Annotated in this window: 19 protein-coding genes; 3 read left to right on the forward strand and 16 right to left on the reverse strand. The window is 73.7% G+C overall.

The window, feature by feature from the left end:
* Window positions 1-95: 95 nt before the first annotated feature.
* Together MRBLMG1_RS20155 and MRBLMG1_RS20160 are read right to left on the reverse strand one after the other, a co-directional pair.
* Window positions 96-587 carry a DoxX family protein gene (locus MRBLMG1_RS20155; protein ID WP_367825476.1) on the reverse strand — a complete coding sequence of 164 codons (492 nt, stop codon included), beginning with the start codon at window positions 585-587 and terminating at the stop codon, window positions 96-98.
* Between the two features lie 208 nt (window positions 588-795).
* On the reverse strand, window positions 796-1,446 hold the full coding sequence (locus tag MRBLMG1_RS20160) for an HNH endonuclease family protein (protein WP_367825477.1): 651 nt from the start codon (window positions 1,444-1,446) through the stop codon (window positions 796-798).
* A gap of 201 nt (window positions 1,447-1,647) precedes the next feature.
* On the opposite strand from MRBLMG1_RS20160, the gene MRBLMG1_RS20165 reads away from it, so the two are divergent.
* A complete protein-coding gene (locus MRBLMG1_RS20165; RefSeq protein ID WP_367825478.1) occupies window positions 1,648-2,436 on the forward strand; it encodes an ABC transporter permease in 789 nt (262 codons plus the stop codon).
* On the opposite strand, the gene MRBLMG1_RS20170 is transcribed toward MRBLMG1_RS20165, so the two are convergent.
* The 4 genes from MRBLMG1_RS20170 to MRBLMG1_RS20185 form a co-directional block, all read right to left on the reverse strand.
* Window positions 2,420-3,088 (reverse strand): HAD-IA family hydrolase, encoded by a 669-nt coding sequence (locus MRBLMG1_RS20170; RefSeq protein WP_367825479.1) that lies wholly within the window; start codon window positions 3,086-3,088, stop codon window positions 2,420-2,422. The genes MRBLMG1_RS20165 and MRBLMG1_RS20170 overlap by 17 nt on opposite strands.
* A gap of 144 nt (window positions 3,089-3,232) precedes the next feature.
* Window positions 3,233-4,279, reverse strand: coding sequence for a peptidoglycan-binding domain-containing protein (locus MRBLMG1_RS20175; RefSeq protein WP_367825480.1), 1,047 nt, complete (start codon window positions 4,277-4,279; stop codon window positions 3,233-3,235).
* 157 nt (window positions 4,280-4,436) lie between these two features.
* Entirely contained in the window at window positions 4,437-4,913 is a 477-nt protein-coding gene (locus MRBLMG1_RS20180; protein ID WP_367825481.1) for a GNAT family N-acetyltransferase, read from the reverse strand.
* A 52-nt stretch (window positions 4,914-4,965) separates the two neighbouring features.
* Window positions 4,966-5,286, reverse strand: a complete 321-nt coding sequence (locus MRBLMG1_RS20185) for an antibiotic biosynthesis monooxygenase family protein (protein ID WP_367825482.1) — start codon at window positions 5,284-5,286, stop codon at window positions 4,966-4,968.
* Window positions 5,287-5,298: 12 nt separating this feature from the next.
* Between MRBLMG1_RS20185 and MRBLMG1_RS20190 the strand changes: the two genes are divergently transcribed.
* Window positions 5,299-6,468 (forward strand): serpin family protein, encoded by a 1,170-nt coding sequence (locus MRBLMG1_RS20190; protein ID WP_367825483.1) that lies wholly within the window; start codon window positions 5,299-5,301, stop codon window positions 6,466-6,468.
* 246 nt (window positions 6,469-6,714) lie between these two features.
* Here the strand turns inward: MRBLMG1_RS20190 and MRBLMG1_RS20195 are convergent, their stop codons facing one another.
* The 3 genes from MRBLMG1_RS20195 to MRBLMG1_RS20205 form a co-directional block, all read right to left on the reverse strand.
* Window positions 6,715-7,383: an O-methyltransferase gene (locus MRBLMG1_RS20195; RefSeq protein ID WP_367825484.1), complete on the reverse strand. Its 669-nt coding sequence runs from the start codon at window positions 7,381-7,383 to the stop codon at window positions 6,715-6,717.
* Window positions 7,380-8,504 (reverse strand): DUF2330 domain-containing protein, encoded by a 1,125-nt coding sequence (locus MRBLMG1_RS20200; protein WP_367825485.1) that lies wholly within the window; start codon window positions 8,502-8,504, stop codon window positions 7,380-7,382. The genes MRBLMG1_RS20195 and MRBLMG1_RS20200 overlap by 4 nt, the downstream gene beginning before the upstream one ends.
* Before the next feature lie 86 nt (window positions 8,505-8,590).
* A complete protein-coding gene (locus tag MRBLMG1_RS20205) occupies window positions 8,591-9,850 on the reverse strand; it encodes a cytochrome P450 (RefSeq protein WP_367825486.1) in 1,260 nt (419 codons plus the stop codon).
* A 229-nt stretch (window positions 9,851-10,079) separates the two neighbouring features.
* On the opposite strand from MRBLMG1_RS20205, the gene MRBLMG1_RS20210 reads away from it, so the two are divergent.
* A complete protein-coding gene (locus MRBLMG1_RS20210; protein WP_367825487.1) occupies window positions 10,080-11,249 on the forward strand; it encodes a steroid 3-ketoacyl-CoA thiolase in 1,170 nt (389 codons plus the stop codon).
* 23 nt (window positions 11,250-11,272) lie between these two features.
* Here MRBLMG1_RS20210 and MRBLMG1_RS20215 read toward each other — a convergent pair whose 3' ends face one another.
* From MRBLMG1_RS20215 to MRBLMG1_RS20245, 7 genes are all read right to left on the reverse strand, one after another.
* Window positions 11,273-12,364, reverse strand: coding sequence for an NAD(P)H-dependent flavin oxidoreductase (locus tag MRBLMG1_RS20215; RefSeq protein ID WP_367825488.1), 1,092 nt, complete (start codon window positions 12,362-12,364; stop codon window positions 11,273-11,275).
* A gap of 158 nt (window positions 12,365-12,522) precedes the next feature.
* Window positions 12,523-12,924, reverse strand: coding sequence for a transglycosylase SLT domain-containing protein (locus MRBLMG1_RS20220; RefSeq protein ID WP_367825489.1), 402 nt, complete (start codon window positions 12,922-12,924; stop codon window positions 12,523-12,525).
* A gap of 286 nt (window positions 12,925-13,210) precedes the next feature.
* Window positions 13,211-14,101 carry an ECF transporter S component gene (locus MRBLMG1_RS20225; RefSeq protein ID WP_367825490.1) on the reverse strand — a complete coding sequence of 297 codons (891 nt, stop codon included), beginning with the start codon at window positions 14,099-14,101 and terminating at the stop codon, window positions 13,211-13,213.
* A complete protein-coding gene (locus tag MRBLMG1_RS20230; protein WP_367825491.1) occupies window positions 14,098-15,795 on the reverse strand; it encodes an ABC transporter ATP-binding protein in 1,698 nt (565 codons plus the stop codon). The genes MRBLMG1_RS20225 and MRBLMG1_RS20230 overlap by 4 nt, the downstream gene beginning before the upstream one ends.
* Window positions 15,792-16,937 carry an energy-coupling factor transporter transmembrane protein EcfT gene (locus tag MRBLMG1_RS20235; protein WP_367825492.1) on the reverse strand — a complete coding sequence of 382 codons (1,146 nt, stop codon included), beginning with the start codon at window positions 16,935-16,937 and terminating at the stop codon, window positions 15,792-15,794. The genes MRBLMG1_RS20230 and MRBLMG1_RS20235 overlap by 4 nt, the downstream gene beginning before the upstream one ends.
* Complete coding sequence (locus tag MRBLMG1_RS20240; RefSeq protein WP_367825493.1) at window positions 16,934-17,617, reverse strand: SCO2322 family protein; 684 nt, start codon at window positions 17,615-17,617, stop codon at window positions 16,934-16,936. The genes MRBLMG1_RS20235 and MRBLMG1_RS20240 overlap by 4 nt, the downstream gene beginning before the upstream one ends.
* Window positions 17,614-18,864 (reverse strand): prenyltransferase/squalene oxidase repeat-containing protein, encoded by a 1,251-nt coding sequence (locus MRBLMG1_RS20245; protein ID WP_367825494.1) that lies wholly within the window; start codon window positions 18,862-18,864, stop codon window positions 17,614-17,616. Before MRBLMG1_RS20245 ends, MRBLMG1_RS20240 begins: the two co-directional genes overlap by 4 nt.
* Window positions 18,865-19,039: the final 175 nt, after the last annotated feature.

Below are 19,039 nucleotides of genomic sequence, written 5' to 3' on the forward strand. Positions count from 1 at the left end.
CCGGACCGGACCGGCTGGACCAGACCGGCTGCACCGGACAGGACCGGCTGGACCGGAAAGGACCGGCCGGACACGTCCGGGGCGTGCGTGCTTGCTCAGGCCGCGACCGGCGTGCCCTGCTGCTCCTGGTCGTCGCGGGTCTTCGTGCTGGTGGAGGTGCGGGCGCCGAAGAGGCGGTCGAGGGCGAGGGCGCCGGGGCCGGTGAAGACGAGGAGGGCGAAGGACCAGCAGAAGAGGGCCGCGGTCTCGCCGCCGTTCTGGAGGGGGAAGAGGGACTCGGGCTGGTGGACCTTGAAGTAGGCGTAGGCCATCGACCCGGAGGCGAGGAAGGCGGCGCTGCGGGTGCCGACACCTGCGAGGACGAGGACGCCGGCGACGAGCTGGATGACGGCCGCGTACCAGCCGGGCCAGGTGCCTGTCGGGACCGTGCCGCCGCCGCCCATGGCGCCGCCGAGGACGCCGAAGAGGGAGGAGGCGCCGTGGCAGGCGAAGAGGAGGCCGACGACGATGCGGAAGAGGCCGAGCGCGTACGGCTGGGCCTGGTTCAGGCGGCCTGCGAGCGGGGCAGGGGTGTTCGCGGGGGACATGGGGGAACTCCTTCGGCCTGACCCCGTTCGTGGGGAACGGGGCGTGGGGGACGGAAACCGATGAGGCCGTAAGGTTAGGCACCCCTCACTAGTGCTTGCAAGTTCAACATTCGGCCACCGGGGAGCGTGTGGTGATCCTCACTCCCCGGCGGCCGTCACCGCGGGTCCGCACCCGGGCGTCGTTGACGCGCATTCAGGGGCGTTCCGGTCAGCAGCCGTTGAGGACGGACTGGAGGGCGCTCTTCTCGGCGGAGTCGATGCTGAGGTTGTAGTAGTACTTCACCTGCACCCAGGCGCGGGTGTACGTGCAGCGGTACGAGGTCACCGAGGGCAGCCACTTCGCCGGGTCGAGGTCGCCCTTGGCCTGGTTGACGTTGTCCGTGACGGCTATGAGCTGCGGCCGGGTCAGGTCGTTCGCGAAGGCCTGGCGCTGGGCGGTCGTCCAGGAGTTGGCGCCCGAGCGCCACGCCTCGGCGAGCGGGACCATGTGGTCGATGTCGACGTCGGAGGCGAGGGTCCAGGTGGCGCCGTCGTACGGCGAGTACCAGCTGCCGCTGGTGGCGGCACAGCTGGAGTCGGTGACGACGTTCACGCCGTCGCGCTTGAGGACGGTCTCGCGGGTGTTGCAGGTGCCGGACTGGGTGATCCAGTGGGGGAAGAGGTCGCGGCTGTAGCCCGAGGTGGAACCTTCCGCCTTCACGGTGAGCGCGGCCAGGTAGGTGCGGGCCGTCGCGGCGCTCACGGGGGTCGGCATGGCGGCCTGGGCGGCCGGGGCGGTGGTGAGCAGGCCGGTGAGGGTGAGGGCCGCGGAGGTGGCGAGGACGGCGATTCGACGCGCGTAGATCTTGCCGACGGGCATGGGAACTCCCTTGAGGTGTGGGGACCTTGGACGTCCGCCGTCCCCGTGGGTTGCCGGGCGGCGGCCCCGGTCATCGTGGCGGCGCGAAGTGTCCGTGCGGGATGCGCCAGGTAACAGAGTGGCGACATGGGCACGTCACATCAAGGGGTGTGGCGCCTCTGATGGAGCGCCAGATTCCGTCCGGCGACCTAGGGTTGACACGTGCTTCTGGACGTGAACGTCACCTTCGGGGCGGTTCTGGCCGTTCTGCTCGCCCTCGCCGCGGCCGTCGTCGCCGTCACCCGCCTCGGTCGGGCGCGGGACACCCTCCTCGCCGGCGGCCGGGCCGCCGTCCAGCTCGTCGCCGTCTCGCTCGTGATCGGGTGGGTCGTGCGCTCCGTACCGCTGCTGCTCTGCTTCCTGCTGCTGATGTACGCCGTGGCGGTACGGACGGCCGGGCGCCGGGTCGTCCCCGCGCCGGGGTCCGGCTGGTGGTGGGCGGGCGTGCCGATCGCCGCCGCCGTGGCGCCCGTCGTCCTCGCGCTCGTCGCCACCGGGCTCGTACCGGTCAAGGGCGTCACGCTCGTCCCCGTGACCGGCATCCTCGTCGGTGGCGCGCTCACCGCCACCGTCCTCGCGGGGCGGCGCGCGCTCGACGAACTGGAGACGCGGCGCGGCGAGGTGGAGGCGGGCCTGGCGATCGGGCTCGTCGAGCGGGAGGCGCGGCTCGAAGTGGCGCGCCCGGCCGCGGCGGACGCCCTGCTGCCCGGCATGGACCAGACCCGCACGGTGGGCCTCGTCACCCTGCCGGGGGCCTTCGTGGGCATGCTGCTCGGCGGCGCGTCACCGCTGCACGCGGGCGCCGTCCAGCTCTTCGTCCTCATCGCCCTGCTCGCCGTGCAGGCGGTGGCCGCCGCGACCGCCCTGGAACTGGTGGCGCGCGGCCGGATGGTCCGGCCGCGCGCGGGGGAGGGGCGGTCGTTCGTCCAGGGGCTTACGGCAGGGTCGTGAGGGTGATCGAGCCGTCGGCCGTGGACTCGACGTGGAGACGGGTGAGGTCGGCTACGTGGAGGTCGGGGGCGAAGGCCGCGGCGCGCGGGCCCACGCCCACGATCCGCATGCCGGCCGCGCGGCCCGCCTGGATGCCGGCTTCGGAGTCCTCGAAGACCACGCAGTCGGCGGGGTCGAAGCCCAGGTCCGCCGCTCCCTTGAGGAAGCCCTCGGGGTCCGGCTTGCTGGCCCCGACGCTCTCGGCGGTGATCCGGGTCGCGGGCATGGGGAGCGCGGCCGCGCCCATCCGCGCCTCGGAGAGGGCCGTGTCGGCCGAGGTCACCAGGGCGTGCGGGAGGTCGGCGATCGCGGCCAGGAAGGCGGGGGCGCCGGGGACGGGGACGACGCCGTCGAGGTCGGCGGTCTCCTCGGCGAGCATGACCCGGTTGTCGGCGTGGTTCTCCGCCATCGGCCGGTCGGGGAGGAGGGCGGCCATCGTCGCGTAGCCCTGGCGGCCGTGGACCACCTTGAGCACCTCGGCCGCGTCGAGACCCTGCCGGTCGGCCCAGCGTCGCCAGCAGCGCTCGACGACGGCGTCCGAGTTGACGAGGGTGCCGTCCATGTCGAGGAGGAGGGCGCGGGCGGTGAGCGTTGCCGGGGTGACGGCGGGCATCGGGTCTCCAGAGGGGGTGGCGCGGAGAACGAAGCGGTCCCGCCCACCGGTCAGGGAGTGCGGGCGGGGCCACTTTGTTCTTTCACGATACAAAACCGGGGGCCGACTTGGCCAACCGGTCCGCCCACCGGGATCGCGCGCGTCTCAGATGTCGGGCGTGGCCGCTTCCAGATGGCTGCGCGTGAAGGCCCCGTACACGCCCTCGGGGTCCGTCTGCGGGTACAGCCAGCGCTGGTACGTGGCCACCGCCTCCTCGACCTCCCTGCCGTACTTGCCGTTGATGCGGCCGCTGTAGATCCACAGCGCCTGCAGCCGCAGCTGGAGCTCGCGCACCTCCGGCCCGCTGGCGCCGAGGCTCAGCGTGACCCCCGCCTCCTCCGTCTCCTGGGGCGGCTGCGCGGACGCGCTGGTCGTCGGCGGCGCGGTCGTGGGGGCGGTCGAAGTGGCCGGCGGCGCGACCGCGCCCGACGTCGACGGGCTGGGGCTCGTGGTCGTGCGGGTCGCGGACGGGCTCGGGGAGGGTGACGCCGACGTCCGGTCCGGGGTGGGAGAGGAGGAGGACGGCTCCGGGCTCGTCGAGGAGGGGGACGGCGCTTCCGACACCGCGACGTTCAGGGACGCGCTCGTCGTCACCTCGGGCACCGCCGCCCGGTCGTCGGTGTCGTCGCCGCCCAGGACGACCGCGGCGAGCGCCGCCGTCCCCGCCACGGCGACGGCCGCCACCGCCGCGACCACCACACCGCGCCGGCGCCCCCGCGGCCGCTCCCCGCCGTGCGCGGGCGACACCTCGCCGACCCCGCGCAGCAGCAGCGGCATCGTCTCGGACGGATCACCCCCCTCGGGGGGCGCCTCCGTGCCCGCGGGACCGCCCCTCCGGATCGCCGCCAGCTGGGCGGTCGGCGGATCGTCCGTCGTGTACGCGGGAAGGTATGCCGTCGCGGCGGCGTCCGGGCTCGCGGGGCCGGCGCCGTACGACGCCTTCGGGTCACCGGCCGCGGGGTCGCCACCGTACGGCGCCGCCGCGGCAGGGCCGGACGGCGGGCGCGGGCCCTCCAGGCCGTCGGGCGCGTCGAGCGTCACGTACGGCCTGATCCGCAGCGGATCGAAGTCCTCGGCCGCCGCTATCTCCGCCTGGACGCAGGCGCAGCCAGGTCTGTGTACACCGCATTCAGGACAGACGTGTCCGGTCATGATGGGTCCCCTCCCCGATACAACTGCGAGCGATTATGCAGCCCGCCCCCTTCCGGTGGGTGAACAGGCGTGCCCATTCACAGGTCATAACCGGACATTCGGGCCGGTGAAGGAAGGGGCGCCCCAAGGGGACGGGGCGGAGGCGGAGGGGGTCCGTTCAGAGGTCCTTGCCGTACCAGATGTCCATGTACGGCCCCGTGCAGTACGCCGGGATCTCCGCGTACCCGTGCCGGGTGTACAGCGCGCGCGCCTCGACCAGGTCGAGGCGCGTGTTGAGGACCATCCGGCGCGCTCCGAGCGCGCGGGCCGCGTCTTCGAGCCCGTCCATCATGATGGCGGCGCCGCCGGTCCCGCGGAACGCGTGGCGCAGGAAGACCCGTGTCAGCTCGGCGCGTTCGTCGTCGAGGAGGAGCACCCCGCCGCATGCGGCCGGCTTTCCCCCGAAGCGTCCGACCAGGAACTGTCCGGTCGGCGGGGTCAGTTGCTCGGCCCCGTCGTCCGTGAGGTACTCGTCGATCTCGGCCTCGGTGGCGGGCCGCTTCCAGTAGCGGCCCGCCACGTCGCCGAGGTAGTCGCGCCGCAGGGCGGTCGCGTCCGGGGTGCCGACGTGCTCGGGGGAGAAAGTCCAGGTCATGCGGGCTATTGTGCAACCCGCACGACCTGCGTCGCCGCTGGGTTTCCCGGGCTTACTTCGGCGACGCCTGCTGGACGACCTCGAACGACCACAGCGTCGACCCGGAAGCCGCCGGCTTCGGGCGCTCGCCGCCCTCGCCGCCACCCTGGTGCGCCGCCTGCATGGAACCGCTCATCCACGCCTGGAAGTCCTCCTCGCTGCGCCACCGGGTGTACACCAGGTACTGGTCCGTCCCCTCCATCGGCCGCAGCAGCTCGAACCACTCGAACCCGTCGGACCCCTCCACGGCCCCGGCCCGAGCGGCGAACCGCTGCTCCAGCACCTCGCGCTGCTCGGTGGGGACGGTCAGGACGTTGATCTTCACGATGCTCATAGGGGGCAGGATATGACGACCCGTGGACCCGCCGACTTCCCGGCACACGCGATTCGGGCACTGGCCGCGCGGTGGATTCCGCGGCTCGGGGACGACGACTTCGTGGTGTCGCCGGTCGGGTTGTGGCTGGCGCTCGGGGCGGTGGCGTCGGGGGCGCGGGGCGGGACGGCGGAGGAGCTGCGGGAGTTGCTGGGGGTCGAGGGGGAGGCGGCCGCCGAGGCGGTGACGGGTGTCGGGCGGCGGCTCGCGGCCGGGGGCGGGGTGGCGGTGGCGACCGGGGTGTGGAGCACGGTGCCGGTGCACGACGGGTTCAGGCGGGGGTTGCCCGGGGTGCGGTTCGGGGTGTTGCCGGGGGCGGTGTGGTTCGCGTTGCCCGAGGGGGTGCTCGGGGCGACGGACGACGTGTCGCCGGGGGAGGTTTCCGACGCCCAGGGGGAGCTGGACGCGTGGGTGCGGGAGGCCACCGGGGGGCGGATCGAGGGGCTGCCGCTCGAACTGGACGGGTCCGAGGACCTGGTGCTGCTCAACGCGCTGGCGCTCAAGGCCTCTTGGGCGACGGCGTTCGAGGGGCGGCTGACCCGCGAGGAGCCGTTCACGGACGGGTACGGCGACACCTGGCGGGTGCCGACCATGCGGAAGCGGATTCCGGCGTCGTGGGTCTGGTCCGTGGGTGGGGTGACGGTGGTGGAGCTGCCCTGTGCGGGGGAGGGGCCCGTCGTGCGGTTCGTGCTGGGGGCGGAGGGTGACGGGCCCGGTGAGGCGCTGCCGGCGGCCTGGGCGGGGCCGGAGGAGCGGCGGGGGCTCGCGGCCGAGTCGGCCGACCTCGCGTTGCCGCGGTTCACGCTGCGGACGAAGACCGATGCCGGGGAGCAGCTGGCGGCGCTCGGCCTCGACCGGGCGATGCGGTCGGGGGCCGACTTCTCGGGGCTGTCGGCGGCGGACGTCTTCATCGACAAGGTGGTGCAGGAGGCGTTGGTGGAGGTCGCCGAGGAGGGGGTCGAGGCGGCGGCCGTCACCCAGGTGACGATGACCCGCAGCGCGGCTCTGCCGCGCCACGGGGTGGTGGAACGGATCGCGTTCGACCGGCCGTTCGGGGTGGTGGTGCTCGACGGCGAGGGTGAGGTGCCGCTGTTCGCCGGGTGGCGGTCCAGTGCTCCCGTGGGGCCGGTGGTCCCCGCCTGACGATGAGGCACGCGCTGCGACGAGTCCGGTGGGGTGAGCCGGCGGGGCGGCCTGTTCTGCGAGACCGCCGCCGCCGACTTCGCCCGGCTCGAAGGGATCACCGCCGACTTCGCCCGGCTCGAAGCGATCACCGCCGACTTCGCCCGGCTCGGAGGGATCGCCGCCCTGTTCGCCTTCGGCACCGAGGGGAGTGGGATGGTGTCGGGCGCGATCTCCGAGTGGAAGCGGTCCCGGCCGGGCGCGGTCCTATGCGGTGACGCGGGCGAGGAGCAGGCCGTCGTAGCCCTTCGTGCCGACCGTCTGGAAGGCGGTGGCGTCCAGGCGGGGTTCGCGGGCGACCAGGTCGAACATGGCGCGGGTGCCGGTGATGGCGGGGTCGTCGGGGTGCTCGGTGGCGACCTTGCCGTCGCGCACCACGTTGTCGACGACGATCACCGTGCCCGGGCGGGAGAGCTTGAGGGCCCAGGCCACGTAGTGCGGGTTGTTGACCTTGTCGGCGTCGATGAAGACGAGGTCGAAGGGGCCCGCGCCCTCCGCCTCCAGTCGCGGCAGCGAGTCGAGGGCCGCGCCCGTGCGAACCTCGACGATCTTGTCGAGGCCGGCGTGGGCGATGTTGGCGCGGGCGACATCGGCGTGGGCGGGGTCGTATTCGAGGGAGATCAGCCGGCCGTCGGCGGGCAGGGCGCGGGCCAGCCAGATGGTGCTGTAGCCGCCGAGGGTGCCGATCTCCAGGATGCTGCGGGCGCCCTGCACCTGGGCCAGCAGGTGGAGGAGCTTGCCCTGGTTGGGGGCGACGGCGATCTCGGGCAGACCGGCGGCGGCGGACGCGGCGAGCGCGGCGGTGAGGGCCTCGTCGTCGGGGGAGATCGTGTCGGCGAAGTAGTGGTCGACTGCGGTCCACTGAGGGTTCGTCATGCGGCCGAACGTACACCGGCGGCGAGTCGCGAGCGGCGCCTTCCCGCCCGTACGGCGAGGAGCGTCGCGAGCGCCGCGACCAGCAGTCCGCCGCCGACGGCGAGCAGCCAGGCGGGGACGTCGTCGCCGACCGTGAGGAGCCGGTCGGTGTAGACGACCTCGCGGTACGGGGTGTCGGCGACGGCCCGCAGGTGGTGGTCGTCGTCGATGCGTTCGGGGTGCGGGAACCTCTGCTCCAGGGCGGTCAGCCGGACGGGGGCGCCGCCGGTGAACAGGGCGAGGGCGTGGCTCTCGTCGCCGGCGATCCGGCCGGCGAAGGTCACTTCGGGGCGGTCGCCGCCGATGGGGGAGCGGGGCTCCATCCGATGCTCGGCGAGGACGTAGAGGCCGAGGGTCTGCGGTGTCGCCGCGAGGCGGGAGAGCCGCATGGGGTAGACGAGTTCGGTGGAGGCGAAGCTGATCTGCAGGGGGGTCAGGTTGCCGTAGAGGGCCGCGCCGCTCTCCTGCGGGGCGAGGCGGACGGCGACGTACTCCCACTTCCGGTCGACGTACGGCTGGAGGGCGCCGGGGAGCCGTTCGGGGAGTTCGAAGCCGTTGGCGTGCAGCCAGTCGCCGAGCGCCTCGGGGTCGGTGGCGGTCAGCCGGGCCACGTCGAAGGGGCCGAGGCGGGCGCGGCCGACGACGCCGACGCCGGGGCCGGGGGCGGCCGGGGCGGCGCCGGCCGCCCCGTCGCTCCACGGGTCGTCGAAGGGCCAGTCGCCCTCGCGGGGCCAGAAGTAGTGCCGGTCGCGTTCCTCGGGCGCGGTGAGGGATGCGAGCGTGTCGAAGAGGGCCGGCTCGCCCAGGGTGACCTCGGCGCGGCTCGGCACCGGCATGATCCAGGCGGCCTTCCTGGCGTTCCCGTGGACGTTGAACCGCATGGCGACGGTCTCGGTGCGGCCGTCCCAGCGGACGGCCGACTCCTCGCGGTCGACGCCGATGCGCTCGGACTTGTCCGGGATCATCGCGCCGCAGCCGCAGGCGTACGCCGGTGCGACGAGCGAGCCGAGCTGGAGCGCGAGCAGCGCGATGAGTGTGGTCAGGATTCTGGTGGCCGGATTGCTTCCGTGTGTCCCCCGCATGTGGGGTCGGACGCGCCCGGTGATGATCCGGTTCCGGGCGGAGGGGCAAAGGGGCGGAGGGACGGAGGGGCGGAGGGGGCGGGGGTTCAGGCGGGGGTCCTGACCCGGAGTTCCTTCACCCCGTTCAGCCAGGCGGCCCGCAGCCGGCGCGGCTCGCCGGCGAGGGTGAGGTCGGGCAGGGCGTCGGCGATGGCGTTGAAGATCAGCTCGATCTCCTTGATCGCGAGGGACTTGCCGAGGCAGAAGTGGGGGCCGCCGCCGCCGAAGCCGAGGTGGGGGTTGGGGTCGCGGGTGATGTCGAAGCGTTCGGGGTCGGTGAAGACCTCGGGGTCGTTGTTGGCGGAGGAGTAGAAGAGTCCGACGCGGTCGCCCTTGGCGATCTTCTGTCCGCCGATCTCGGTGTCCTGGGTCGCGGTCCGCTGGAAGGAGACGACGGGGGTCGCCCAGCGGACGATCTCCTCGGCGGCGGTCGCGGGGCGCTCGCGCTTGAAGAGCTCCCACTGGCCGGGGTGGGTGAGGAAGGCGTGCATGCCGTGGCTGATGGCGTTGCGGGTGGTCTCGTTGCCGGCGACGGCGAGGAGGAGCACGAAGAAGCCGAACTCGTCGGAGGAGAGGTTGCCCTGTCCCTCGGCGGCGACGAGCTGGCTGACGATGTCGGAGGCGGGGCACTCCTTGCGGGCGGCGGCCATGTTCATCGAGTAGCCGATGAGTTCCATGGCGGCCTCGGCGCCGATCTCCTCGGTGATGGCGTATTCGGGGTCGTCGTAGGCGACCATCTTGTTCGACCAGTCGAAGATGCGGGAGCGGTCCTCCTGGGGGACGCCGATGAGTTCGGCGATGGCCTGGAGGGGCAGTTCGACGGCGACGCGGGTGACGAAGTCGAAGGTGCCGTCGGCGTCCGCGCCGCGCTTCGCCTCGGCGACGATGGAGTGGGCGCGGTCGCGCAGCGCGGTCTCCAGGTTCCGTATCGCGCGGGGGGTGAAGCCGCGCTGGACGATCTGGCGGACGCGGGTGTGCTCGGGCGGGTCCATGTTGAGCATGATCAGCTTCTGGACCTCGATCTGGTCCCGGGTGATGTGCTCGTTGAAGCGGATGACCGCCGTGTTCTCGTTCGAGGAGAACAACTCGGGGTGGGTGGAGACGTATTTGACGTCCGCGTGGCGCGTGACGGCCCAGTACCCGCCGTCCTCGAAGCCGGTGACGCCGGCCGGTTGGGGGCACCACCAGACGGGTGCGGTCTGCCGCAGCCGGGTGAACTCGGGGAAGGGGACGCGGTCGCGGAGCAGATCGGGATCGGTGGCGTCGAACCCGTCGGGGAGCCCTTCGGGGAGATGGGGGCAGGGCATCGGCAACACTCTCCATATCTGATGGGCCATCAGAAGTTGCCGGGAAAGTTAGTAACGAGTTCTACAAGTAGCAAGGGGCGGAGCGGGAACTGTTGCGTCCCGGACCCTTGCGTACCGGCGGTAGCAGTCATAAGACTGCACTCAGAACTAGAACGCGTACTAGTTCCCCCGTGACGCCGACCGACCGGGGTGCCGGGACACCCCGTCCGGTCGAGGAGAGGACGAGCTCATGGCCGCGGAACCCGTCATCGTCGAAGCCGTACGCACCCCCATCGGCAAGCGCGGAGGCGCGCTCGCCAACCTGCACCCCGCCTACCTCCTGGGCGAGACCTACCGCGAACTCCTCGGCCGCACCGGCATCCACGCCGACTGCGTCGAACAGATCGTCGGCGGTACGGTCACCCACGCCGGCGAGCAGTCCATGAACCCCGCGCGGACCGCCTGGCTCACCATGGGCCTGCCGTACGAGACGGCCGCCACCACCGTCGACTGCCAGTGCGGCTCCTCGCAGCAGGCCAGTCACATGGTCGCCAACATGGTCGCGGCCGGCGTCATCGACATCGGGATCAGCTGCGGCGTCGAGGCCATGTCCCGCGTCCCGCTCGGATCGGGATCCAAGCACGGCCCCGGCAAGCCGTTCCCCGACGAGTGGAACGTCGACCTGCCCAACCAGTTCGAGGCCGCCGAGCGCATCGCCCGCCGCCGAGGCCTCACCCGCGAACGCGTCGACTCGCTCGGCCTGCTCTCCCAGGAGCGCGCCGCCGTCGCCTGGTCCGAGGAACGCTTCAAGCGCGAGACCTTCGCCGTCCAGGTCCCCACCACCGAGGCCGAACAGGCCGCCGGGCAGGGCATGTGGCGGCTCGTCGACCGCGACGAGGGCCTCCGCGACACCACCATGGAGGGCCTCGGCCGGCTCAAGCCTGTCATGCCCGCCGCGATCCACACGGCGGGCAACTCCTCCCAGATCTCCGACGGCGCCTCCGCCATCATGTGGGCCTCCAAGCGGATGGCCCGCGCCCTCAAACTCCGCCCCCGCGCACGGATCGTCGCCCAGGCCCTCGTCGGCGCCGACCCGCACTACCACCTCGACGGGCCGGTCGACGCGACCCGCGCGGTCCTCGGCAAGGCCGGGATGAGCCTCAAGGACATCGACCTCGTCGAGATCAACGAGGCTTTCGCCTCCGTGGTGTTGAGCTGGGCGCAGGTCTTCGACCAGGACCTGGAGAAGGTCAACGTCAATGGCGGCGCCATCGCTCTCGGGCACCCCGTCGGCGCCACCGGCGCCCGGCTCATCGCCACCGCCCTGCACGAACTGGAGCGCTCCGACAAGGAGTTCGCGCTCATCACGATGTGCGCGGGCGGAGCGCTCGCCACCGGCACGATCATCCAGCGCCTCTGACCGCCCGCTCCACGCGCCGACCGTCAGCCCGTGGCCTCGACCGTCTGCTCCACGAGCACGGCGAGGTACGCGGCGGCCGGGGGTGAGGCCGGGGCGAGCGCGGCGGCCTGGCCGGCCCAGAGGTTGACGTACTCGGGCCGGCCCTGCTCGGCGGCGGCCCGGCGGATCGGCTGCATCAGCGCGTTCTGCACGGGGTACGGCGGTACGAGCTCCTCGTGGGCGGCCATGTCCCGGACGAAGCCGTTCGGGACGCCCCGGGCCGTGCGCCCCGAGAACAGTCGGGTCAGCACGGTCGTACGGGCCTCCGGGGTGCCGAGGGTACGCCGGTGGACGTCGCTCGCCCCCGACTCGCGCGAGGCCAGGAACCCGGTGCCGACCTGGACGGCGTCCGCGCCGAGCGCGAGCGCCGCCGCGACCCCGCGCCCGTCGGCGATCCCGCCCGCCGCCACCACCGGGACGGACACCGCGTCCGCCACCTGCGGGACGAGCGAGAAGGTGCCGACCAGGGACTCACGTACCGGCCGCAGGAAAGCGCCCCGGTGGCCGCCCGCGTCGCTGCCGGAGGCGACCACCGCGTCCACCCCGGCCCGCTCCAGGGCCACCGCCTCGTCGACCGTCGTCGCCGTGCCGACCACGACGATCCCGCGCCGCCGGGCCTCCGCGACCAGCCGGCGCGGCGGCGGCCCCATGACCAGGCTGATCACGGGCGGGGCCGCCGCGAGCAGCGCGTCGAGCTGCTCGTCGAAGTCCGGCCACGCCCGTACGTCCTCCGCGCCCGGCACGCGTACCCCCAGTTCCTCGTAGTACGGCCGCAGGCGCTCGACGTGCTCGGCGAGCGCGGCCGCCGGGAGTCCGCGCTCCTCTTCCTCCAGCGGCACCCACAGGTTCACGGCGAACGGGCGGTCGGTGGCCGCGCGGAGCCGGGCCACGAGCGCGGTGATCTCCTCGGGGGTGTGGATGTGCGCCCCGTACGAGCCGAGGCCGCCGCCCTCGGACACGGTCGCCGCGAGCTCGACGGAGGACAGGCCGCCGCCGAAGGGCCCCTGCACGATCGGGAGCGCGACCCCGACGAGCTCGCCGAATCGGCCGGGGGGAAGGGTGGGGAGCGTGGACACGGTCAACCTCCGGGGTCGCGGCGGGGGCGGTGGGTACGCCGATGCGGGAATGCTAGACGACCGGTCTACTAAAAATCCACAGCGGAAGACGCCGCAGGCCCCGCCCCTCCGAGTGGAGGGCGGGGCCTTGCGGATGCGCTGTGCGGCGGCAGGTTCTCTTAGTACCAGCCGTTGGCCTGCCAGAACGCCCAGGCGGCGTTCGGGGAGCCGTAGCGCTCGTTCATGTAGTTCAGGCCCCACTTGATCTGGGTGGCCGGGTTGGTCTTCCAGTCGGAACCGGCCGAGGACATCTTCGAGGCCGGGAGGGCCTGGACCAGGCCGTAGGCGCCGCTGGACGAGTTGGTCGCGGTGTGGTTCCAGTGCGACTCGTGCTCGACGATCTTGCTGAAGGACGCGTACTGCGAGGCGGGGACGATGTCACGAGCGAGCTCCTGCGGGCTGGCGGCCGAAGCCGAGCCCGTCGTGCCGAGCACCGCGCCCGACGCACCCAGCAGCACGGCTGCGGTGGCGGCGAAGGTCTTCTTGCGGGCGGCGACACGAGTGGTGAGCGAGCTGATCAACGTTTCTACCTAACGTCGGGAACTAGGGCTGCGTCAGGCGATTTCGGCAAGCCGGAACCAGAGCCCGGGAGACCCGGGAACTGGGGGAACCGGCCGACCGAGGCGCTGTGGTGAGCACCGGCTGCCTGGCGACGTCCACTAGACAAGCAGGGCCGGCGGGGCCGGGGCAAGGACGCCGAATACGAGGCAGGTTCGGACCCGGGCGGAACGTCCCGGGCGGCGGCTTGGGAGGTTTCCGCAGGTCATGGCTGAGTGTGGGGTGGTTTGGGTGGGTACCGCCGCTCTACTATTCCGGCTCGTACGTGACGTAGGTCCTGTGGGGCGCCTCACCCGGAGCGGCCCCTTCCCGGGCCTTGAATGTGACCTGGGCCTCGAAGTTCGCCCGCCGCGTGGCCCGCCGAAGCGCCCGGAGCAGCGTGCCGCCGACGGTCAGCGTCAGGACGACGGTCAGGGCGGCCCGGCCCAGGTCCCAGCCGAGGGACGTGGCCAGGACGTACGCCAGGAACCGGACCAGGTTCTCCCGCAGCGGGGCGCCCGGCTGGAAGGACACCCCGGAGCCCATGCCCTGGAGCAGGACCCAGCCCTGCAGGTTCATGACCGTCCCGTACGCGAACGCCGCCACGAAGCCGTACGCCGAGAGCATCAGCAGCTCACCCCGGCCCCGCAGGCCACGCCCGCCGGGGAGCAGCCCCGCCCCCATCGTGAACCAGCCCATCGACAGCATCTGGAACGGCATCCACGGCCCCACCCCGCCCGTCAGCAGGGCGGAGGCGAACATCGTCACCGAGCCCAGGACGAAACCGAACCCCGGCCCCAGGACCCGGCCGCTCAGCACCATCAGGAAGAACATCGGCTCCAGACCGGCCGTCCCCGCCCCCAGCGGGCGCAACGCCGCCCCCACGGCGGCGAGCACCCCCAGCATCGCCACCGCCTTCGCGTCCATCCCGCAGTCCGCGATCGTCGCGACCACCACCGCGACCAGCAGCGGCAGCAGCGCCGCGAACAGCCACGGCGCGTCCCCGGCGTGCGACGTGACCGCCGAACCGGCGTCCGCGAACAGCGGCCAGCAGAACGCGATCACCCCGATCACGGACACCAGGACGAGCGCGGTCACGGAACGCGGACCCAGGCGGACCGGGCGTGCGCCCCCGTCGGTCTTCGCGGGCCCCGCCCTCACAGCGCCGCCTCCACCTGTTCGACCGTGAGCCAGCGCTGGGGCGCGAGGATCTTCGCGACCTGCGGCGAGAACGCCGGCGACGAGACGACGACCTCGGCCGTCGGGCCGTCCGCCACCACCTCACCGTCCGCGATGATCACCACCCGGTGCGCCAGCTCCGCCGCCAGCTCCACGTCGTGCGTGGCCAGCACGATCGCGTGCCCGTCCGCCGCGAGGCCCCGCAGATGGGCGACCAGCCGCGCCTTCGCCGCGTAGTCCAGGCCCCGCGTCGGCTCGTCGAGCAGGAGCAGCGGCGGGCGGCCGGTGAGGACCACGGCCAGCGCGAGCGCCAGGCGCTGGCCCTCGGAGAGATCGCGGGGATGCGTGTCGGCCGTCACGCCCGGCAGCAGCTCCTCCACCAGCGCGCGGCAGGTGCCGCGCTCCGCGTTCGCGTCCTCGTCCGCCGCCGCGCACTCGGCCGCGACCGTGTCCGCGTACAGCAGGTCGCGCGGCTCCTGCGGGACCAGGCCGACCTGGCGGATCAGCTCACGCGGGTCCGTGGTGTGCGGGGTGCGGCCCGCGACGCGGACGGTGCCGGTGGTGGGCGCGACCATGCCGACGAGGGCGGACAGCAGGGTGGACTTGCCGGCGCCGTTGCGGCCCATCAGGGCGACGGTCTCGCCCGGGGTGACCCGGAGGTCGACGCGGCGGAGGGCTTCCACACGGCCGCGGCGGACGCCCAGGGCGGTGGTGTGGATGAGAGGGGAGGGCTCGGCGGGGGTGGTGGGGTCGGTGCGGCGCCGTCGGAAGAGGGAGAATCCCCCACTCCGCCCCTTCCCGACACCAGGGGCTCCGTCCCGGGACTCCCGCGCCCCGAGCGCCGGCGGGGCCGGAATCGGCCCCGGACGGAATCCCTCCAGCTGCGCCTTCAGCTCACCCGACCTCCGCCGTGCGTCCCGCACCGTCAGGGGGAGCGGGTCCCACCCCGCAAGGCGGCCCAGCGCCACCACCGGCGGGTGCACCGGCGAGACCGCCATGATCCGGGCCGGGGGGCCCATCGCCGCCTCCGGGAGGAGGAGGACCTGGTCGGCGTACTGGACGACGCGTTCGAGGCGGTGCTCCGCGAGGAGGACGGTCGTGCCCAGGTCGTGGACGAGGCGCTGGAGGACGGCGAGGACGTCCTCGGCGGCCGACGGGTCGAGGGCGGAGGTGGGTTCGTCGAGGACGAGGACCTTGGGGTGGGGAGTGAGGACGGAGCCGATGGCGACGCGCTGGCGCTGACCGCCGGAGAGGGTGGCGAGGGGGCGGTCGCGGAGTTCGGCGAGGCCGAGGAGGTCGAGGGTCTCCTCGACGCGGCGGCGCATGACGGCCGGGGGGAGGCCGAGGGACTCCATGCCGTAGGCGAGCTCGTCCTCGACCGTGTCGGTGACGAAGTGCGCGGAGGGGTCCTGGCCGACGGTCCCGACGAGGTCGGCGAGCTCGCGCGGCGGGTGGGTGCGGGTGTCGCGGCCGTCGACGGTGACGCGGCCCGTGAGGGTGCCGCCGGTGAAGTGGGGGACGAGGCCGGAGACGGCGCCGAGCAGGGTGGACTTGCCGACGCCGGAAGGGCCGACGAGGAGGACGAGTTCGCCTTCCGGGACGGTGAGGTCCACGTTCCTGAGGGTGGGCGCGGTGGCGCCTTCGTACGTCACGGAGACGTTGTCGAAGCGGATCACGTGCTCTCCTTGGGGACGGGCGCGACGAAGGCGGGGAGCAGGCCGACGAGGATCGACGCGGCCGGCCAGAGCGGCAGCTCGGGCGCTTCGAGGGGCACGACGCCGGGGTGCAGGGCGTCCGGCGCGGAGGAGTTCGCCAGGATCACGAGGGCGGCGACCGCGATGCCGGAGCCGGCGACGAGCCAGGACCGGGCGCCCCAGTGGTCGGGCCGGTAGCGGGTGCGGAGGGTGCGGCGACCGCCGAGGCGCAGGCCGGCCAGGGCGGCGAGGAGTCCGGCGCCGAGGAGCGGGAGCCCGTATCCGGCGCCTTCCGCGGCGAGGAGCCCGTACGAGCCGGCGCAGATGCCGAGCAGGCCGCCGAGGGTGAGGACGTTCGTGGTGCGGCGGACGCCGGCGGGGACGTGTGCCGTACGGCCGTAGCCCCGCGCGTCCATGGAGGCGGCGACGGCGATCGACCGTTCCAGGGCGCCTTCGAGGACGGGCAGTCCGATCTGGAGGACGGCCCGCACGCCGCCGGTGCGGCGGCCGCGGAGGCGGCGGGCGGTCCGCAGCCGGACGACGTCGGCGACCATGTTCGGCGCGAAGGTCATCGCCACGACGACGGCGACCCCGGCCTCGTACAGCGCTCCCGGCAGCGACTTGAGCAGCCGGGCCGGGTTGGCCAGGGCGTTCGCGGCGCCCACGCAGATCAGCAGGGTCGCGAGCTTGGCGCCGTCGTACAGCGCGAACACCAGCTGCTCGGCCGTCACCCGGCCGCCGATCCGCACGCCCCGCGCCCAGTCGGGCAGCGGCACCTCGGGCAGGGTGAACAGGGCGTGAGTCCCGGGGATGGGGGAGCCGAGCACGAGGGAGAAGACCACCCGCAGGGCGACGACGAACAGGCCGAGCTTCACGAACGCGCCGTACGAGCGGGCCCAGGGCGCGTCCGTGCGGCGGGCCGCGACGACGTATCCGGCGACCCCGACGAGCAGGCCGAGGAGGAGCGGGTTGGTGGTGCGGGAGGCGGCCACGGCCAGCCCGAGCGCCCACAGCCACCAGGCGCCGGCGTGCACGGCGTTCGCCCGGCTCGCCTCGGGCGCGGCGAACGCGACCCGCGGGGCGGACCGGGACGTGGGGATGGAGCGGCTACGGGCGGGGCTCATCCGCGGCGGCGGGCCTTCCAGATCGCGGCGCCGCCGAGGGCCAGGACGGCCGCGCCGCCGGCGAGCACGCCGAAGGACGGACCGCCTCCGCCGTGCGCGGGGGCCGCGGCGGGTGCGGGCGCGGTGGGGGCGGCGGATCCCGGAGCCTGCTCCGCGACCTGCTCGCCGCAACCCCGCGCCGGGTACCCGGCGATCCCGCACAGCATGGCCGCGCTGTCGTACCGCAGCGGCTTCGCGACCGCGGCCAGCGCCTCCGCGCCGGTCGCCTCCTCGGGGACCTCCGCGCAGCCGACCTTGACCGTCTTCGCCGGCACGGTCTCGCCGGGCGGGGCGTCCGCCGGGCCGCCGAAGTCGACGACGACCGCGATCCGCTTGCCACCGTCCTTCTTCTCCACGCCCCCGCATATGCCCGCGAAGTCGGGTGCGAGGGCCGGCCGGGAGGTGTCGCTCGTGCCCTGGCTGATCGCGAAGCGGAAGCCGATCGCGTCGCCGTCGGCGGGCCGTGCGGTGGCGGGGCCCTGCGTGGCGTACGCCCAGGGCTTCCCGCCGGTGCCCTCCCAGAACGACCAGTAGCGGTATCCCGCGGCCTGCGCCGGGGCGGCCGCGACGGCGGTGAGGGTCAGCAGTGCCCCGGCCGCGGCGCCCGCGACCCGGGCGCCCGTCCTGCCGGTCGTTCTCACTTCTTGCGGCCGCTGACGAGGAAGCCGATGCCGACGCCGACGACCATGCCGATGCCGATGATCCACCAGATGTCGAAGCCGGAGTCCTCGTCGTCGCTGGTGGAGGAGGCGGAGGTGTCCGGGGTCTTGGGCGCGGGGCCGGTGGCGTTGAGCTGCTCGACCAGGTCGGCGGTGCCGAACTCGCGGGGGTCGGTGTCCGTGGCGCGGGCGGCCAGGATCAGCTGCGCGTAGGCGGCGGGGCCGCTCTGCTTCGCCCAGGCGGCGGAGTTCTTCTCCAGCCACTCCAGGGCGGGCTTCGCCTCCTTGGCGGCGCCGGCCGCGGCGAGGGCGACGACCGCGTCGGCCGTGTTGCCGACGTCCGGCTTCTCGGTGGTGTCGGTGGCGCCCGGCATCGGCGGGGTGGTGAGGTGGCCGGTCTTCGCGAGGGCCTTCGCCAGGTAGGAGGCGCCGTTGAGGGCGGCCCGCTCGGCGGTCGGCTTCGTCGGGTCGGTGCAGGCCGGCGGCTGCTCGGGGGAGGCCTTGGTGGCGACGATGCTCTTGCCGAGTCCGGCGAGGGTGGCGGCGGCGGTGGCGTCGGCGTTCGCGAGGAGCTTGCCCGTCTTGTCCGGCTGGTACGCGAACGCGCCGGCGCCGTCCTCGTCGGAGCAGGGCAGTGCGAAGGCGAGGAGCGCGTCGTACGGGGTGCGGCCGTCGGCGGAGGCGTACGAGCCGGGCTTCACGCCGGTCGCGGCGAGCGCGCCGACGACGATCGAGGTGGAGTTGGCGTCGCTGGCGCCGCCGGTGCCGTAGCCCCAGCCGCCGTCCTTGTTCTGCACGGTCTTCAGCCAGGCGGAGCCGGCCTTGACGGCCTGGTCGACCTTCTCGGGGGCGGCGGCCTGGCGGCGGACGGCGCCGAGTGCCTGGACGGCGACGGCGGTGGCGTTGGTGTCCCGCATCGTCTTCGCGTCGCAGGGCGCCGCCGTGTCCGCGCGGAACGCGGCGAACGAACCGTCCGCGCACTGCTGGCCGATCAGCCAGTCCACGGCCTGGTCGGCGGGCTGGTAGCCGGTGGCGCGCTGGGCGAGGAAGGCGAGCGACTGGCGCCAGACACCGTCGTACGTCGGGTCCGCCGTGCCGTACAGCCCGGTCGGGAGGGTGCCCGTGGAGGGGGTCGGAGAGGGCGCGGCGGCGGCCGGGACGGCTGCTGCGGTGCCGAGTGCGACTGCGGCGGCGGCGAGCGCGGCGGCGCCGCGGCGGACGGTGTTCATGGGGCCCTCTCCTGCGGCCGGGCACCGGCACGCCTCAGGAGTACCAGGCTCCGGCTCCGTGTTCCTCGACGGTGCCGGCGGTCACGTCCCGGGCGGCTTTCCCCTGTACGGGCATGATGACGACGCGCTCACTCTACCGGCCCGTACGGGGCCGGTCCCGGGGGGTGCGAGGCGC

Origin of the sequence: Streptomyces sp. LMG1-1-1.1, assembly GCF_040815545.1 — a bacterium.
In the GTDB taxonomy this organism is placed as follows: Bacteria; Actinomycetota; Actinomycetes; order Streptomycetales; family Streptomycetaceae; genus Streptomyces.

Bases quoted from the DNA above. Each gene is read 5' to 3' on its own strand.
- MRBLMG1_RS20175 (WP_367825480.1), bottom strand. From the start codon at position 4,279: ATGACCGGACACGTCTGTCCTGAATGCGGTGTACACAGACCTGGCTGC.
- MRBLMG1_RS20195 (WP_367825484.1), bottom strand. From the start codon at position 7,383: ATGACGAACCCTCAGTGGACCGCAGTCGACCACTACTTCGCCGACACG.
- MRBLMG1_RS20160 (WP_367825477.1), bottom strand. From the start codon at position 1,446: ATGCCCGTCGGCAAGATCTACGCGCGTCGAATCGCCGTCCTCGCCACC.
- MRBLMG1_RS20170 (WP_367825479.1), bottom strand. From the start codon at position 3,088: ATGCCCGCCGTCACCCCGGCAACGCTCACCGCCCGCGCCCTCCTCCTC.
- MRBLMG1_RS20200 (WP_367825485.1), bottom strand. From the start codon at position 8,504: ATGCGGGGGACACACGGAAGCAATCCGGCCACCAGAATCCTGACCACA.
- MRBLMG1_RS20205 (WP_367825486.1), bottom strand. From the start codon at position 9,850: ATGCCCTGCCCCCATCTCCCCGAAGGGCTCCCCGACGGGTTCGACGCC.
- MRBLMG1_RS20235 (WP_367825492.1), bottom strand. From the start codon at position 16,937: ATGAGCCCCGCCCGTAGCCGCTCCATCCCCACGTCCCGGTCCGCCCCG.
- MRBLMG1_RS20155 (WP_367825476.1), bottom strand. From the start codon at position 587: ATGTCCCCCGCGAACACCCCTGCCCCGCTCGCAGGCCGCCTGAACCAG.
- MRBLMG1_RS20190 (WP_367825483.1), top strand. From the start codon at position 5,299: ATGACGACCCGTGGACCCGCCGACTTCCCGGCACACGCGATTCGGGCA.
- MRBLMG1_RS20185 (WP_367825482.1), bottom strand. From the start codon at position 5,286: ATGAGCATCGTGAAGATCAACGTCCTGACCGTCCCCACCGAGCAGCGC.
- MRBLMG1_RS20180 (WP_367825481.1), bottom strand. From the start codon at position 4,913: ATGACCTGGACTTTCTCCCCCGAGCACGTCGGCACCCCGGACGCGACC.
- MRBLMG1_RS20210 (WP_367825487.1), top strand. From the start codon at position 10,080: ATGGCCGCGGAACCCGTCATCGTCGAAGCCGTACGCACCCCCATCGGC.
- MRBLMG1_RS20245 (WP_367825494.1), bottom strand. From the start codon at position 18,864: ATGAACACCGTCCGCCGCGGCGCCGCCGCGCTCGCCGCCGCCGCAGTC.